15 protein-coding genes and 2 pseudogenes are annotated in these 15,344 nt (G+C 60.0%); 7 read left to right on the forward strand and 10 right to left on the reverse strand.

The window, feature by feature from the left end; translation table 11 throughout:
• Positions 1 to 119 precede the first annotated feature (119 nt).
• The 3 genes from HMPREF2604_RS14500 to HMPREF2604_RS05490 form a co-directional block, all read right to left on the reverse strand.
• Complete coding sequence (locus HMPREF2604_RS14500; protein WP_016423158.1) at positions 120 to 473, reverse strand: type IIL restriction-modification enzyme MmeI; 354 nt, start codon at positions 471 to 473, stop codon at positions 120 to 122.
• A gap of 641 nt (positions 474 to 1,114) precedes the next feature.
• Positions 1,115 to 3,007 (reverse strand): heavy metal translocating P-type ATPase, encoded by a 1,893-nt coding sequence (locus HMPREF2604_RS05485; protein ID WP_016423157.1) that lies wholly within the window; start codon positions 3,005 to 3,007, stop codon positions 1,115 to 1,117.
• Positions 3,004 to 3,363: a Cd(II)/Pb(II)-sensing metalloregulatory transcriptional regulator CmtR gene (locus HMPREF2604_RS05490; protein WP_005530797.1), complete on the reverse strand. Its 360-nt coding sequence runs from the start codon at positions 3,361 to 3,363 to the stop codon at positions 3,004 to 3,006. The genes HMPREF2604_RS05485 and HMPREF2604_RS05490 overlap by 4 nt, the downstream gene beginning before the upstream one ends.
• A 149-nt stretch (positions 3,364 to 3,512) precedes the next feature.
• Between HMPREF2604_RS05490 and HMPREF2604_RS13575 the strand changes: the two are divergent.
• Positions 3,513 to 3,617 (forward strand): annotated as a pseudogene (locus HMPREF2604_RS13575) (type II toxin-antitoxin system RelE/ParE family toxin); the annotation flags it as partial.
• A complete protein-coding gene (locus tag HMPREF2604_RS05495; RefSeq protein WP_083279048.1) occupies positions 3,604 to 3,912 on the forward strand; it encodes a HigA family addiction module antitoxin in 309 nt (102 codons plus the stop codon). The pseudogene HMPREF2604_RS13575 and the gene HMPREF2604_RS05495, both read left to right, overlap by 14 nt.
• 54 nt (positions 3,913 to 3,966) lie before the next feature.
• On the opposite strand, the gene arfB is transcribed toward HMPREF2604_RS05495, so the two are convergent.
• The 4 genes from arfB to HMPREF2604_RS14310 all read right to left on the reverse strand — a co-directional run bounded on the left by arfB (position 3,967) and on the right by HMPREF2604_RS14310 (position 5,747).
• Positions 3,967 to 4,410, reverse strand: a complete 444-nt coding sequence (arfB, locus tag HMPREF2604_RS05500; protein ID WP_070517628.1) for an alternative ribosome rescue aminoacyl-tRNA hydrolase ArfB — start codon at positions 4,408 to 4,410, stop codon at positions 3,967 to 3,969.
• A gap of 31 nt (positions 4,411 to 4,441) precedes the next feature.
• Positions 4,442 to 4,951 carry a putative glycolipid-binding domain-containing protein gene (locus tag HMPREF2604_RS05505; RefSeq protein WP_246816465.1) on the reverse strand — a complete coding sequence of 170 codons (510 nt, stop codon included), beginning with the start codon at positions 4,949 to 4,951 and terminating at the stop codon, positions 4,442 to 4,444.
• A 77-nt stretch (positions 4,952 to 5,028) separates the two neighbouring features.
• Positions 5,029 to 5,415, reverse strand: a complete 387-nt coding sequence (locus HMPREF2604_RS14305; protein ID WP_083299186.1) for a Fic family protein — start codon at positions 5,413 to 5,415, stop codon at positions 5,029 to 5,031.
• A complete protein-coding gene (locus tag HMPREF2604_RS14310) occupies positions 5,415 to 5,747 on the reverse strand; it encodes a Fic/DOC family N-terminal domain-containing protein (protein ID WP_005530810.1) in 333 nt (110 codons plus the stop codon). The genes HMPREF2604_RS14305 and HMPREF2604_RS14310 overlap by 1 nt, the downstream gene beginning before the upstream one ends.
• A 354-nt stretch (positions 5,748 to 6,101) precedes the next feature.
• Between HMPREF2604_RS14310 and HMPREF2604_RS05515 the strand changes: the two genes are divergently transcribed.
• The gene (locus HMPREF2604_RS05515) at positions 6,102 to 7,661 is read left to right on the forward strand and encodes an ATP-binding protein (protein ID WP_070533674.1); all 1,560 of its coding nucleotides are present in this window, start codon (positions 6,102 to 6,104) and stop codon (positions 7,659 to 7,661) included.
• Here HMPREF2604_RS05515 and HMPREF2604_RS05520 read toward each other — a convergent pair.
• Positions 7,636 to 8,286 carry an MOSC domain-containing protein gene (locus HMPREF2604_RS05520; RefSeq protein ID WP_070533675.1) on the reverse strand — a complete coding sequence of 217 codons (651 nt, stop codon included), beginning with the start codon at positions 8,284 to 8,286 and terminating at the stop codon, positions 7,636 to 7,638. The two genes, HMPREF2604_RS05515 and HMPREF2604_RS05520, sit on opposite strands and share 26 nt — an antisense overlap.
• Before the next feature lie 29 nt (positions 8,287 to 8,315).
• Complete coding sequence (locus HMPREF2604_RS05525; RefSeq protein WP_246818379.1) at positions 8,316 to 10,844, reverse strand: hypothetical protein; 2,529 nt, start codon at positions 10,842 to 10,844, stop codon at positions 8,316 to 8,318.
• A 115-nt stretch (positions 10,845 to 10,959) separates the two neighbouring features.
• Between HMPREF2604_RS05525 and HMPREF2604_RS05530 the strand changes: the two genes are divergently transcribed.
• Positions 10,960 to 11,679, forward strand: a complete 720-nt coding sequence (locus HMPREF2604_RS05530; RefSeq protein ID WP_070561881.1) for a helix-turn-helix domain-containing protein — start codon at positions 10,960 to 10,962, stop codon at positions 11,677 to 11,679.
• 3 nt (positions 11,680 to 11,682) lie between these two features.
• Positions 11,683 to 12,417 carry a Fic family protein gene (locus HMPREF2604_RS05535; RefSeq protein ID WP_070561896.1) on the forward strand — a complete coding sequence of 245 codons (735 nt, stop codon included), beginning with the start codon at positions 11,683 to 11,685 and terminating at the stop codon, positions 12,415 to 12,417.
• Positions 12,418 to 12,834: 417 nt separating this feature from the next.
• Here HMPREF2604_RS05535 and HMPREF2604_RS05540 read toward each other — a convergent pair whose 3' ends face one another.
• The gene (locus HMPREF2604_RS05540; RefSeq protein ID WP_070561879.1) at positions 12,835 to 13,443 is read right to left on the reverse strand and encodes a CueP family metal-binding protein; all 609 of its coding nucleotides are present in this window, start codon (positions 13,441 to 13,443) and stop codon (positions 12,835 to 12,837) included.
• Between the two features lie 153 nt (positions 13,444 to 13,596).
• Here HMPREF2604_RS05540 and HMPREF2604_RS14315 point away from each other — a divergent pair.
• Both HMPREF2604_RS14315 and HMPREF2604_RS05545 read left to right on the forward strand, forming a co-directional pair.
• A pseudogene (locus tag HMPREF2604_RS14315) lies at positions 13,597 to 13,737 on the forward strand (PhnA domain-containing protein); the annotation flags it as partial.
• Positions 13,738 to 13,769: 32 nt separating this feature from the next.
• Complete coding sequence (locus tag HMPREF2604_RS05545; RefSeq protein WP_070561894.1) at positions 13,770 to 15,344, forward strand: type I restriction-modification system subunit M; 1,575 nt, start codon at positions 13,770 to 13,772, stop codon at positions 15,342 to 15,344.

The raw sequence follows: 15,344 nt of genomic DNA on the forward strand, positions 1-15,344 counted from the left end.
AAGTAGTCAACGACCTCCTCAACGGAAAAATCGAGGCCGGCGGCGGTAATCCCCCCACCACCAAAACCTAAATCCACCAGTAGTAGTGAACGACCCATGTTCGTCTACCGTGAGCCGCGTTATGGCAGTGACGTGTTCTCGTCGGGCACAGTCATAGTTCCCGGCGTTGCCAGCGACAGGGTTCTACACCCAGCAGCGGGACCGATCAAAATCACCCGCACGGGGAACGACCCTGCTGGTGGTTTCGATTTTGATGAAAGCGAGGAGACATAGCCCCTCGCCAACTCCCCGTAGCTGGCGAACAGTAGCTCCTGGCGCTGGCGCTCGTTGGTGAGTTTGCGTGCCACATCGAAAGCCTTATCGACTTCCCGGTCCAAGTTGTTGTGAGCCTTGAGCAGAATTGGGTCCATCGATAACGGGTTGTAGTGCTCCGCGAGTGACCGCTGGGGGTGCCGCTCGCGTGCCCGCAGCACCAACTGTCCAGCGTCGATGATTCGCTGCTGCGCCTTCTCATCTAGTTCACACAGAGCTGGTCCGCAGTTGTAGCTCCCGATGTACTCCGAAAAACGGAAAAAATAAATAGTGGGGATACATCAACCTTCCACTTTCCATTCTTCCGGCTCAGAGTATTGAGGGGTCTGGGACCGGGTCCGTAAACCCTTTATGTTTTTCGCGCACAGCGGTTTTTAGCGACGCACCCTATAGGTTTTCCGCAGAACTTATATGTGTTTCTGTGCACCCCATATGTTGTCTGTTTTAGCGGTATTTCGTTGTTAATTCCGCACGCGCGCATCAAATGGTTATTTATCGACGACACTCCGTCGAGTTCAAGTTCAACGTGTAACGCGAGGCGTTAATGACGTTTCGCGTTATTGGGGGTAGGTTGAAGAGCGCTGTCTCTAACTCGGGTTTTCGTTCGGCCTCGGTCCATTCCGCTACCTCGTGTGAAGAATCTGCAAGCGGTATCGAACCGTTGAACTATTAGGTTCCCCCACAGTTCCCGTGCCTGCACGCATCGAGAAGGACCAGGTGGTGAACTCGAATGACTCGCCTGGTCCAACGTGTGTGCGCTCGGCGCGTGGTTTAACCCTTATAAGACTTGCCGGTCACAGCCTCAGCGTTTCGCTCGTGCAGCCCGCAGGCCGTTCAAGATCACGATGACTTCGGCGACTTCGTGTACCAACACGACGGCGGCCAAGCCCAGTACACCGCTGATCGCCAGTGGCATCAACACGATGATGATGGCCAGAGACAGCACGATGTTTTGGTTGATGATCCTGCTGCCTCGGCGGGCGTGCTGCAGCGCCTGCGGGATCAGCCGGAGGTCGTGGCCAGTGAAGGCGACGTCAGCGGACTCGATCGCGGCGTCAGAGCCGGTTGCTCCCATCGCAATGCCCACCGTTGCGCCCGCCAGTGCCGGCGCGTCGTTGATGCCGTCGCCGATCATCGCCGTCGGCGTCTTGGAGGAGAGTTCGGCGACGATGCTTGCCTTGTCCTCCGGTCGCAGCTCGGCGCGCACGTCGTCGATTCCGGCGATTTCAGCCAGCGCCCGGGCGGTGCGAGTGTTATCGCCGGTGAGCATGCTCACTTCCACGTCGTTGTCGTGCAGGGACTGCACGGCATCGGGCACCTCGGGCCGCAACTCGTCGCGCACCCCGATCGCCCCGGCGAGAGCGTCATCGACGGTGACTAGGACGCAGGTCTGGCCTTCGGACTCCATGCGCTCAACGTCCGCCTTCAGTGGCCCGGCGTCGATCCATCGGGGGCTGCCGACCAGCACCCGTCGGCCTTCGACGGTGCCGCCGATGCCATGACCGGCTTCCTCGCTGATATCCAAGGCGGTGGGCGCTTCGGGCTCCGCTGCCACGATCGCCGCGGCGAGGGGGTGCGTCGATTGCTGCTCAACCGCCGCCGCGAAGGAAAGCACCTGCGCCCGATCGAATCCGTCTGCCGGGACCACTCCGGTAACCTCGGGCTGGTTGCGGGTAAGGGTTCCGGTCTTGTCTACCGCTAGGTGACGGATGCCGCCGAGTCGCTCGAACGCCGCGCCGGACTTGATGACTACTCCGAACTGGCTGGCCGCGCCGATCGCGGCCACGACCGTCAGCGGCACGGAGATTGCCAGCGCGCACGGCGACGCTGCGACCAGGACCACCAGCGCACGGGTGATCCAAGTCTCGGGGTCGCCCAACAGCGAGCCGATCACGCCGACCAGCACCGCCAGGATCATCACCCCGGGCACTAGGGGTTGGGCAATTCGGTCGGCGATCCGGGCGCGGTCACCCTTCTCCGCCTGCGCCTGCTCGACGAGGTCGACGAGTGTGGTCAGCGAGTTGTCCGTTCCAGCTGCGGTCGTCTCGACCTCCAGCACACCGGCGGAGTTGATCGCTCCCGCGGGTACCTCGTCGCCGGGCGCAACCTCCTCCGGAATGGATTCTCCGGTGATCGCTGAGGTGTCAAGGCTGGAGCGTCCGGACCGAATGATGCCGTCCGTGGCGATCCGCTCCCCGGGGCGTACGACCATTAGCTCGCCAACCTCAAGGTCCTTCGCAGCGACCTCGGCCGTCGTACCGTCGCGCAGCACGGTCGCGGTTTGCGGTACCAGCTTCAACAGTGCCCGCAGTCCGCCTTGGGCCCGGTCCATCGCCTTGTCTTCAAGCGCCTCGGCGATCGAGTACAGGAACGCCAGCGCCGCGGCCTCTCCGACGAAACCAAGGATCACCGCGCCGACCGCGCTGATCGTCATAAGCAAGCCAATGCCGAGCTTGCGCTTCGTGACAAGGTTCCGGATCGCTCCAGGTGCGAACGTGTAAGCGCCCAACAGCAGGCCAAGCCAATACAGTACCGTTGCGGGCGTCTCCAAGTCGGACCAGTCCAGCGCCAGTCCTGTAATGAGGGCTACGCCGGAGAAGATCGGTAGCAGTAGCTCGGGGTCCTTCCACCATGGCCGATCGAGCTCTTCGATCTCCGTGGCGGGTTCGTGTTCGCATCCACATGCTGAACTCATGCGTCCGTTCCTTTCTCGCCGCAGCCGGGCACCGAGCACTCGGTGTCGATGCAGGGGGCATTCTCGTCGACGGCCAGCGTCGCGTTGACCAGCGCTTCGAGCGCCGCCGCGAGGTGCGGATCGGCAATTTCGTAGCGGGTCTTACGGCCCTCCGGCTCAGCGACGACGATGCCACAATCGCGTAGGCAGGACAGGTGGTTCGAGACGTTCGAGCGGGTCAGATCCAAGCTTTGCGAAATCTCGGCCGGGTAGCCCGGACCGTCGAGTAGGGTCATCAGGATTCGGGAACGCGTCGGATCAGCCATGGCCCGGCCGAGCCGGTTCATGACGTCGAGGCGCGAAGCAATAGTCAGCATGTGCTGAACAATACAACGTGTGTTGAACTATTCAAAATGCACTGAACTGACGGTTCCGCGAAGGTCCTGCGACCTGCAGGAATTAGTCGATGGGATAGCAGATGACTGATCCTTTGTGGTTCGGCTGCCACCCAACGCGGGAGCGACGTGATCGGCGGGGTCAGTTCAGCATTCGAATCAACGACCAGTGGCGGATCTGTTTTCGGTGGTCCGCCGCGGGGCCAGAGGAGGTTGAGATCGTTGACTACCACTGACAAGCTCCCTCCGGTTCACCCCGGTGAGATCCTCATGGAGGACTTTCTCAAGGAAATGGGGATCACCCAGCACAAGCTCGCCGTCTCCATTGGCGTTCCGCCCCGCCGGATCAACGAGATTGTCCACGGAAAGCGGGCTGTAACCGCGGACACTGCTCTTCGCTTGGCTAAGTTCTTCGGAATGAGCCCCCAGTTCTGGCTCGGGTTACAGGCTCAATATGACTTGGACGTGGCGGAAGACAAGATCCTCTCGGAAATCGAGCGGATTCAACCGGTCCAAGCTGTCTCAGCGTAGCGGTTACCCGAACCAGGTCCGTCAGCGTGAGGATATGCACGCGGATGGTTCGAACTAGGAAATTTGGGGCTGCCGTCGCGTGGACTTGAGTTCCGAGCGCCGCTTTTTCGCTTCGAGACGGCGTCGCACCGAGCTCTGCGTCGGCTTGGTCCTGCGCCGCGGGGGAGGAAGCGGAGCGAGCGCCTCACGCAAGAGGGCGGCCATGCGCTCTCGCGCCTCGGTGCGGTTACGGACCTGCGAGCGCTGCGTCGACGCGCTCACGGTGAGCACTGTGCCGTCCAGGCGGTGTTCGAGGTTGTGAAGGACGCGGCGACGCTGGGCGTCGGAAAGCGATGAGCACGTAGCGATATCGACGGAAAGCTGCACTTTGCTGTCCGTAGTATTGACGCCTTGGCCACCTGGTCCCGACGACTTCGCGAACCGCTCCGTCAGGTCGGCGGCGACGATGACCAGACCCCCGGGGATCCCTGGGCCAGGCGCGATGGTCAGGTCGTTCATACCGCCCAGCTTAGTTAGAGTTGCTTCCGGATCAGACCCGCCGTGCGAGATCAGGGTAGTGTACGACCACTCCGTCACCGTCGACCTCCAACTCGACGTCGACTCCCCGTGTTCCGCTTTCGTATCGGACAGTTTCAGAATCGATGGAGCTGTAGTACTGGTCTGATGCGATCACCTGGAGGGACGGTATATCAATCCAAGCCATGATCAGCTGCGTTTTCGGAACCTGAGTCTCAAGCAGCGTCAAGCGACGAATAGGCATTGTGTTGGTGAGAGGGCACAGACCGAGATCGCAATCGAGTGCGGCTTTCAGATCGGCTGACTGGACGATACCGGGGGAGGGCAGATCTCCAGGCTGGGCGCCCTCTTCATTGGTTTCCGCCGACCACACGCCTTGCTCGGACCTAAACAGCTCGAGGCTTCGCCCCCATCCGTCGCCTTCAACGTTCACCGACACACGTTCAGTCACCCAGTTCTCCGTGGCGCGCCGCTCCCACGTGGCCTCGTATCCATCGCCGTATTGCACTCCGGAAGCGGTCAAACCGGCTCTTAAAAAATGAACTGCGGCCTAGTTCCGGATGAGGGGAATCTCGACATGCTCCCACTTATACGTGCGCTTCATGGTGAGGATTTTCCCACGCTTGATGGTGCGAAAAGGCAGGTAGCTTTCGATTTGGACCACGTACCGAGGACGAGGCATACCGGCAGAATGGTGTATTCAGTAAGTCCGCGACGCAGAAGAATCCCATGAATGAGAGCACGGCCCACACGGCCGTTGCCATCTGCAAATGGGTGAATCGTTTCGAATTGAGCGTGAGCAATCGCGGCCTGGATGAGAGCACCGCGCGAAGCGCCATCGAGGTAAAGACATAAGTCGTCTACGAGGTCATGGACTAGACGTGGGGGCGCTGGGATGAACTCGGCCCCAAAGAGTGTGTGGTTACTTCCACCAATCCAGTTTTGAATAGTGCGGAGACCAGTGGGGATAGAGCCCTTCTCCCCCATCAACTCTCTTTGGAGCTTTTCAAGAAGGCCGATGGAGATGTTGGTTCGGTGGCAAAGCTCTTCTCAATGGAACACAGAACGGTGAGGTTACGCGCAACCTCTTCCGCGCTTTCCTTAAAGCCGCGGACTTCCTCCTTTTGGGCGAGTTCCGCGAGGACAACCTTGTCGACGTTGGGCGCAATACCTTCAATGCGTGAGGAAGAAATCGCCTCAGAACGCATGAGTAAGCGGGCCACAGATTCCAACTGGCCAGAAGCAGCATGACGGTTGAGATCCAAGATCTCTCGCTCGATACGTGCTGCCCGGCTGGTGAGCTCTGGGGAAAACTCCATGCCTTACTTACAAGATGGTCAGGGACATAGACCTAAAAAGGGCCTCCGGCCTTATCGCGCCGGGGAATGCCGGAGCCTGATTCGGGGATCCAGCTCTCGGTAACGTAGTGAGGCTTGTAGAGGCTATCCATTCGTCAGACAGCAAATGAGTGGTTGGATAACTCTTATCCAACCACTCATTGCGGTTTATGCGCTAGATAAAGCTTAAACATACGGGGTTTCAGGGCCATAATTTGGCCTCAATGAGAATGTCAATGACACCTCAATGGGAAGATCAATGAGAACTCTTGTCATTGAAGAGGAATGAAGTTAGCATTGAGCCGTCATTGTTAATATTGAGGGCGGGTATTCATCGTGAACAATTGGTCCGAGAATCAGCTGAGAGAGCTATTGGCTGAGCTTGAGTTGCGCGGCGGTGATTCAACAACAGTCGAGGTCAAAACCGCTCAAGGGGGCATTCCGGACTCTCTACCGCAGACATTGTGCGCGTTCGCAAACATGCCGAGTGGCGGCCTTATCATTCTCGGTGTCAATGAGAAGGAAGGATTCATTGTCACTGGCATTGAGAATCCTTCGGAGATGGAGGCTGCTCTGGCCTCGCAGGCGCGTCATGCCATCACCCCTCCAGTCACAGTGCATACCGACAGTGTGGCAATAGATGGCACGCATGTCGTGATTGCGGAGGTTACGGGTCTTCCGATTATTGATAAGCCTGCTATCTACAGGGGAGAAGCGTATCTTCGAATGGCTGATGGGGACTACCGTATGAGTGCCTCGGAGCTGCGCATGATGGACGTGGCAAAGCTGCATGCCGAAGAGGCAGTGTCCTATGACACGACGATTGTGGAAGGTACGAGCCTTGCAGACCTAGATAGCGACGTGGTGCAAGATTTCTTGGTTCAGGCGCGGAAAAAGAATCGGCGACTATCGGGACTTACTCAAGATGAGGACGTCTTACGGGCGCTAGCGGTGACGACCGCGACTGGAGAGCTGACGCTTGCTGGCCTGTATGCGCTGGGTTTCTATCCCCAAGGGCATTTTCCCTCCTTAGCAGTAACGGTGGCGCAAAGGCTACCAAATGGTTCGAAGCACGGGCGAGTGTTGGGGTTGGAGACCTTTGAGGGGCCCGTTCCGGTGCTGTTGAACTCGGTAATGGGATGGGTAAGGCAACGTTTAGCCGCCGTACGGCGATATCGAGAGGACGGATCAATGGTGGAAGTTCCTGAACTTCCCCTTCCGGCCATTCGAGAGGCCGTGGCTAATGCATTGGTGCACCGTGATCTTGGGCCAAATACGTTGGGTGCGGGTAAATCGATTGATGTCCGCCTATTACCGGACAAGATGGTTATCTCCAGTCCAGGAGGCCTACGGGATCTGACGGTTGAACAGCTCAAGTCGAGAGATCTGGCGCGCCAGGAGATTAACCAGCGGCTCTATAGACTGTGCCGATATCTCAAAGCAGACGATGGCTCTTTTGTTATTGAGGGCGAAGGCGGCGGCGTGCAGCTCATGCTGGATGCCGCGCGAGAGCAAGGACTACCGGAGCCTGACCTGATAGATTCTGGCGTGCAATTTACGGTGAAAATGTGGCGGCCGGACACTCGTGGAGAGGCCCGTATCTGGGAGCCACTACGCAAGGAGGAATCAGGCACCGGCCCGGAACGACGAGTGGATGCACCAGTGACCTTGGAACGCCTGGGTGTTAACGCCCCGCGCGTAGCGGAGGCGCTGCGTACGGCGGCACAACCGCTGTCTATCGGCGAAATAGAAACAGCCACAAACCTTACTCGAGCGCAGGTCCGATATGCGCTGAAGTCACTGGTGAAGGCACGATTCGTGCGTATGGATGGCACGCGCGGTTCACAAGCGACAACCTATGAATGGCTAGCTAACCGCGGGGCTGCAGACGCTTAACCAGCTGATCGTGGTGAACGGGGGCGAGGCAGCCGGCGTCGACGACGCGCCGGGCTAGGTCCTTGTCCCCCATCTTGGCGGCGAAGGCCATGCCCATGGTGATGCCATGGTCGGGGCGGCTGATGAGGGTGATCTCATCGCCGGGATTGATGCGGCCCGGCTCGATGATGCGCAGGTAAGAGCCGCAATCGCCGCGCTCTGTGAAGGACTTGAGCCAGCCGGGCTCGTCCATCCAGCCGGAGAAGGTAGCGCAAGGCTGGCGCGGGATAGAGACCTCGAGCACGCACTCCCCCACCTGAATGCGCTGGTTGATGAGCATATTCGGCCAGGAAATACCCTCGGTGGTGAGGTTCTCCCCAAAGTAGCCGTCACGCAGAACGCGGTTGAGCGTGCCCTCCCAGTAGTCAAGCTCCTCGCGGGCATAGGCGTAGACGGCTTTCTCGGCGCCGCCGTGGTGGGCGTGGTCACCGATGGAATCCCCCACCACGCCGGAGCCGTCACCGTAGGCGGGCCCGGGGACCTCCAAGTCCAGGAAGGGGCGCGGCTGCTTATCGATGCCCGTGTACTCGTGTCGCCCGTGCGGCTCGGGGCGGCGGACAGCGACGTTCGTGGAGATAACCTTCATGCTCACTCATTGTGGCACACCTCACGCGCTTACACGTCGCGATCGCGGAAGAGAGCTTCAGCGGTCACGAGGTCGTAGAAGAAGAGGCGGGGGGCGAGAGGGAGGACGTCGGCAAGCATGGGCATGTCCTCCTTGAGAAGGGGGCTTTCCATGATGATGTCGTTCGCCGCGGCGCGAGACGCCAGGGCGAAGGCATAGGAGATGTAAGGCATCCACGCAGCGGCATTGAGCTCATCAGCCGTGTTTCCGCTGGCAAAGGCGCCCAGCGCGATGAGGGTATGGCTGACGGACATGTCAACGCCCGCGTTTTGCACCAGGGATGCGAGTGCCGTGGCGTCCTTGCGCAGGTGCTCGATGGTGCCCAGCGCATCGAGGGCGCCGTTGTTGGCAAAGCACTCGCGCAGCGCGGCGACGCGGCCGGCCTCCCCCATCAGATCATCGACGGGCGGTGTGGGACTGTGAATGGTCGCGGCATTGAGCAGCATCGGGCGGGTCAGGCCATCTGCGCCGGACTCGCGCACGGCGGTGAGCTCTGGGTTCTCGCTGGCTGAAGGATCGAGGAGAAGATCCAGGTAGCTATCGGCGCTGGACTCGGCGGTGGGCTCCAGCGGCGAGTGGAACAAGCGCGTGCGCGCGAGCGAGCGGGCTTGTTGGTTCACGCTGACGCCGGTCCGCGCCAGGGCGTGGACTGCGGCCTCCGGTTGGGCGCGCAGGCGATCGATGGTGCTGTCGAACATCGCCTGCAGTTTGGGGTTGGGGCTGCGCTGGGAGAGCACGTGGAGCGCGCGGAAGGTGTCCCAGAGCTGCTCCGGGGTCCAGTCCTTTGATGCGAGTGCCGCCGGTGAGCCTTCTGGCGTGATCACGATGGAGGCGCTGGAGGGGCGTGCAGGGGCGGCGAGGTTGGAGGAGGCGCGGAGCTCGCGGACATCGACAAGCAGCGAGCCCTGCTCAGCAAGGTCGGCGGGCAGCTCAAACCCCTCTTCGGTGGGCGTGAGTTGGGTAGGCGCCACCGTGGGCTCGGCCAATGGCCAGACCCAGCCCACCAAATCTGCCTGCGGTTCTGCGTTCTGTTCAATGATGATTTCATCGCCATTGAGCAGACCACGGCTGACGAACGGGGACTTGCGGACGGTGGCCAGCGCCGCATAGATCAGGCTGGTGGATGCGGATGCTTCGTACTCGACAATGCGCCGCTCCAAGCTGCGGGCCTGGTGAGCCTCGCGCTCCCCCGCCGGGAGGGAGTCCAGGTAATCCTCGTAGGACAGCGTGGACCACATCAGGAAAAGCTCGGCCGTTGGCTGTTTGCGCACGGCGTTGGCCAGCGCGGCGTTGGGGACGGCGAGGCTGGTGACCGCCTGCGTGGTCTTCGAGGTGCGCGCCAGCTCCTTGATTTTCTGGCGGCCGTCGATGGTGACGAACTTCGCCAGCGGCAACGGGCGCGGCGAGTGGACGGTGAACATATCGTCCTGATCGAGCTGGCCAGCGAAAATTACTGGCTTATCGGAGTGCTCAGTGGGCTCTAGGCCGATGCGCTTGACGCGGCTGAACAAAGCCTCGGGCCAAACATCGAAATCCAGCTCATAGCCGGCTTCACTGGCCACGACCTCGCGGCGCGAGACCTCGGTGTCCTCGAAGGTGCGCAGGCCTTTTTCCAGTGCGATGGGCTTCTTTGGCGGGGAGGCCAGCGTGTAGCTGAAGGCTGAGTGCGCACCGAGGGCGTCGATGATGCGGAAATCCATGCCGCGCGGGCCGTCGTTGATGGCGCGCATGTGGAGGCCCTCGGCGAGGGAGATGAAGCGGACGTCGACAAGCTGCTCGTCGTGCCACAGCGACACCTTGTAGCGGCCCACCCACGGGTCTTCGTAGAGGTCACCCGGGAAAGGCTCGGCGATGCCTGCGTCGAAGGTCTGCTCCGAAATCTCCTCCTGCTCGCCGCCGAGAGGCGCGTAAGTGAGATCGATGCGCCACTCCCCTTCCGCAATGAGGTGCACGCGCGGCGACTTGGTGAACACGGGCTCGTTGTCGAGGCCCCGGGCGTTGGGCAGGGTGGCGACGTCGAAGTCCCACTCGAAATCGCCGTGCTTGGCGACGTCCACCGGTTCCCTCTGCGGTACCCTCACCTGATCCGGTAGCGGTCCCACTTCCCAGCCGGCCCAGATGCCGAGTGGCTCAGCGTTCTCGAGCGTGCCCTGCGGCGCGATGAGGGTGGTGCGGTCATAGACGATGAACGGCGCCTCATCGGTGATGCCGGTGAAGGTGACGGTCTCGATGAGGTCCTCATCGCCATCGCGCAGGGTTACCTCGATGCGGGTAAAAGGCCCAGGGATGCCGACTTCCAGCGGTTCTTCGGTGGCGAATTCGCGCACCGAATGGGGGCGATCGATGAAATGGGACTTGACCACCCACCGAGGATCAGACAGATCTGCCTCAGGATAGGTAGCCGGCAGCTCCAGCATGAGAATGTTGCTCCCCCGGCGCAGTGAAATCCGGGGACCCTGTTCGGTGAGGTCAGTGGTGACCAACGGCGTTGTGGGAAGTGAATAAATCTCCGCGCTCATTTGCTTCATCATAGGACACGGCGGGGTGGTGTTGCCATGTCGCTGGTAGGCGGCCTGACTGTCCTATCCGTAGGACAGGTGTCCTATTGATAGGACAGTTGGCTATAGTAGGGCCATGGACCCAGTACAACTCCTCAAGAAAAGCCCGCTGAGCCTGAGCGAAATCTCGCGGCGCTCGGGAGTGTCGCGAAATACGCTCAATCTGTGGTTGCGTGGGACAGCTCAACCGAGCTTGACCGGGTTGGCCAAGGTAATGCGCGTGCTCGGATACGAGGTTTCCGTACAGGTAGACCGCATGAGTGATGCCGCGGCCGCGACAGCCGCCAGAGTGCTTCTTGGGGATCTCGCAAGTGAGGAGCCAGACGTTAAAGTCTGGATTGACCGCTTCGTGCAGTGGGGTGACGCTGCGGCCGTCGGTGGCAGCTACCAGGCTCTCATGGAACGGGCCGCGTGGGCCTCCAACCCATATGGCCGCCACGGGGCTCTCCACTTCTTACCGTCAAATCCCATAACGCTTGCCTCAGCGGTTGATGCGAGCGGGCAACCGTGGGCGATGTCGGGTGCTTTTGCAGCTCAACGCAGCTCGGCGCATAGTGCCAGTGGAGGAGAAAAACCTCGATCAACATTGATTTGGTGCACAAATCCAGCAGACATCGTGCCCTCGTTGCCCACTCGGATTCGTGCGAGTGCTGAGCCCGTATCCGGAGGAATCACCCTCGTGCCTGTCGCTGGTGAAGAGCTCACCGGCGCAACTAATGAAGCCGGAATACACTACGTATCACCGCATCAGCTTGCCATTGATGTGTGCGCAGAAAACTACATCGGAGGGGCATAGGTGATGAGAAGAGCAACGAGCCGAGTGAGCTGGGAGCACCATGAGCGGCCGCACGTTTCGGAGTTGGGGACCGACCGTGCGTTATTTCGATTAGCCAAGCAACTTCCTGACTTGGTGTGGAACGCTGCCGCGCTGGAAGGAAACACGTTTACCCTCCCAGAAGTCCGTACGTTGCTCGATGGCGTCACTGTGGGTGGGAAAGCACTTGCTGAACAGCAACAGATCTTGGACTTGTCGGAGGCTTTCAACTTGCTCCATGAGCTGGTTAGCCAACAAGAATTCGCGGTGGACAAAGGCATCAGTGATGCACTCCATGCCGTGCTTGCAAGGAACGAGGCCCTGGACGCTGGTCTTTTCCGTGGTGAAGGGCACGTGGAGGGAGATGGCGGTGGAGTGCGGCTCATGGATGGCGGGTTCATCCCTTTCGACCCTGCTGATGAATTGGGTGAAGCCCATGCCGATTTGCTGGTGTCCCTCCAAGGGCTTGAAAACCCAGTCGAGCAAGCGTTGGCCTATTTCTGCTCTGCCACGCGTAGCCAGTTTTACTTCGATGGAAACAAGCGAACCGCACGGCTTGTGGCGTCAGGCCTCTTGATGAGCAATGGCTACGCAGCACTTAATACCCCTAATGCGAGAAGGCTGGAATTCAACCTTGCCCTCGATGAACTGTTCCGATCCGATGACGCTACGACCTTGATGGACTTCCTGTATGACTGCCTAGAGGAGTCCTCCCAGTAAGCGCAGTCGGCCCTCCGCTTCCGAAGCGGAGGGCCGACGTGGGGGGCTGAATGCTCAGCGCATCCTTTAGTGCATAGTGCTGTAGTGCTTAGCGGAACATCTTCTGCAGAGCGGAGAAGTCAGCCTTGACCACGCCGACAGACTGCAGGAATGCGGCGATGGCGCCGAGCAGGGCAGCCACAACGCCTGCGCCCAAGAAGCCGGCGCCGACGGGGTGGCGTGGCTAAAAGGAACAGAGTTGACGACACCAGCGGACTTGTTGTGGTCAATTGCCTGCTCGGAGAATTCTTCAGGGAGTGGCCGTATGGGGACTTGCCCAGAACACTGTTGACGTCGGCAAGCACTGCGTGGACACCATAAAACGACAAACGGTGAACCCCAGGAGGTGGGATTCACCGTGGTGAGTGAATGGGCAGATTATGCCATCTGCAGCGTGGTCACGCAGGTACCGCCTTCGTCAGAGGTATCCAGGGGAACCTCGCCGGTCTTGCCGTCCTGCTCGATGGTGATGGTGCCCTTCTTGTCGGCCGGCAGCCAGTAGCCAATGAAGCCGTTGTCGAACGTCGTGGTGTCTTCGTTGACTAGCTCATTTCCTTCGTCATCCGTGATGGTGACGTGGATGTCTTCCTGGCTGAGCTCACCGGTGCAGGTGGTCAGGGAGTGGTTGAAGCAGTCGTGCGTACGGGAGAGGTACGGCGCAATAGAGAGGTAGAACTTGTCCTCCGGCAGCGGCAGGGAGGCCTGACCCTGTTCAGTAGCGAGGATGAGCTCGTTCGGGCGCACGGATGCGAGGAGATCGCTATTGCGCTCGTCCTTGGACTGGCGGTCCAGCTTGTCCACGATTTCCTGGCCATCCAACCCTTCGAGATCGAACTCGGCGAGGATCTCCTCGGCAGGCACCTGTTGGATGTCGGTGCTGGAAGCGGCGCTTTTCGAGGCTTCACTCGGTACGGGGCTGTCAGTAGAGCAAGAGGACAGGGTGATGGCTGCGGCGCAGGCGGCAGCAAGAGAAATGAGGCGTTTCATAAGTCTTCCGAATAGGTCCGATTGTGTTGACCCAAGCCTATACCCCACCGGGGTATCAATCAAAGGAATGAGAGAAGGATCATCTTTTTGCGGCACGCGGGATAGACTGTTCCTTATGACTGATACTGCAGGCACAACGCTGCTGCCCTGACCATCGTGGACTCGGTGGGCAACGCGCTTGCCGACGGCGACACGGTCACCATCACCAAAACCCTCAAGGTCAAGGGCGCGCAGCAGCCGCTAAAGGCCGGCACGAAGGTGTGCGGCATCCGTCCCACCGCGGCCTCATCGCCAGCATGTCGGACTCAGCAGTTACGCTGAATTACATGATTACCGGCGCACTCAAAAATAATGTCGACCGCATCTGGGACACTTTCTGGTCCGGCGGCATTTCCAACCCTGTTTCCGTCATCGAGCAGTTCACCTACCTGCTCTTTATCAAGGACCTCGACGAGCGTCAGGTCCAGATTGACAAGCGCCGAGCGCTAGGAGATCCCACCGCGACGGAAGACATCTTTGACGCCAGCCAACAGGATCTGCGGTGGCGCAACCTCATTGAGGACCGTGACATCGCCCGCCGCAAGGCCACCATCATCAACAAAGTCTTCCCCTTCATCAAAGAGATGGGCGGCACGGGCTTCCAAGAACACATGGCCAACGCCTCCTTTGAGATCGAATCTGAGGCCACGCTCTCGCGTGTTATGGAGCTCATTGACCAGCTGCACTTCTCCAACAAGGACATGAAGGGCGACTTGTATGAGTACATGCTGGACAAGCTGTCCACCTCGGGTACGAACGGCCAGTTCCGCACGACCAGCCACATTATCGAGCTCCTCGTCGCGCTCATGGAACCCACACCACAGCAGCGCATCATCGACCCAGCGTGTGGCACTGCCGGGTTCCTGGTGGCTGCCAATGATTGGATTGCCCACCATCATCGCGCAGACCTGTTTAACAAGGACACGCGCACAACGTTTACCAATGAGGGCCTGACAGGCTTCGACTTTGACAAAACCATGGTGCGCATCGCGGCGATGAACATGTTCATGCACGGCTTTGAAGAACCCAACATTTCTTACCGCGATTCGCTGCAACAACTGCCCACAACGTTCGATGAGGCCTTTGACCTTGTCCTGGCCAACCCGCCTTTTGCGGGCAGCCTGGATAAGGATGCCGTCGATCCCAAGCTCAAGTCGGTGACGACGGCCAAGAAGACGGAGATTCTTTTTGTCCACCGCTTCCTGCAGCTACTCAAGCCGGGCGGTCGCGCTGCGGTGATTGTCCCTGAAGGTGTCCTCTTCGGCTCTACCAAGGCGCACAAAGCCCTTCGCAAAACCTTGGTTGAGGATCAGCGCCTTGATGCGGTCATCAAACTGCCCTCCGGCGCATTCAAGCCCTACTCGGGCGTGTCCACCGCCGTCCTGTGCTTTACCCGCACGGACTCTGGCGGTACCGACGAGGTGTGGTTCTATGACGTCACCGCGGATGGCTACTCCCTGGATGACAAGCGCACCCCGCTTCTCGAGCGCCCCTTGCTCGGCCCCTCCCCTGCCTCCCACATCCAGGACTTAAGTGATCCCGCGCTTGCCGACGACCCCACGCCCGTCACTCTCACCGACGAGCAGCTGAAGCTCAACAACCTTCCGGACGTGGTTGCCCGCTGGCATTCCCGTACCACCGACGAGCGTGAGCGCGCTCGCACGGACTACTCCTTCACCGTGCCCAAGGAGGAGATCGCCCAAACCGATTACGACCTCTCCATGAACCGCTACAAGGAGATCGTCCTCGAGGTAGAAGAAACCCGCGACCCCATGGACATCATCGCCGAAATCGAAGAACTCGACCGCGACATCACACAAGGCCTTGCCAACCTTAAGGCCATGCTCAGCGGGAGGAAATAA

The organism is Corynebacterium sp. HMSC055A01, from assembly GCF_001809405.1.
GTDB classification, from domain to species: domain Bacteria; phylum Actinomycetota; class Actinomycetes; order Mycobacteriales; family Mycobacteriaceae; genus Corynebacterium; species Corynebacterium hesseae.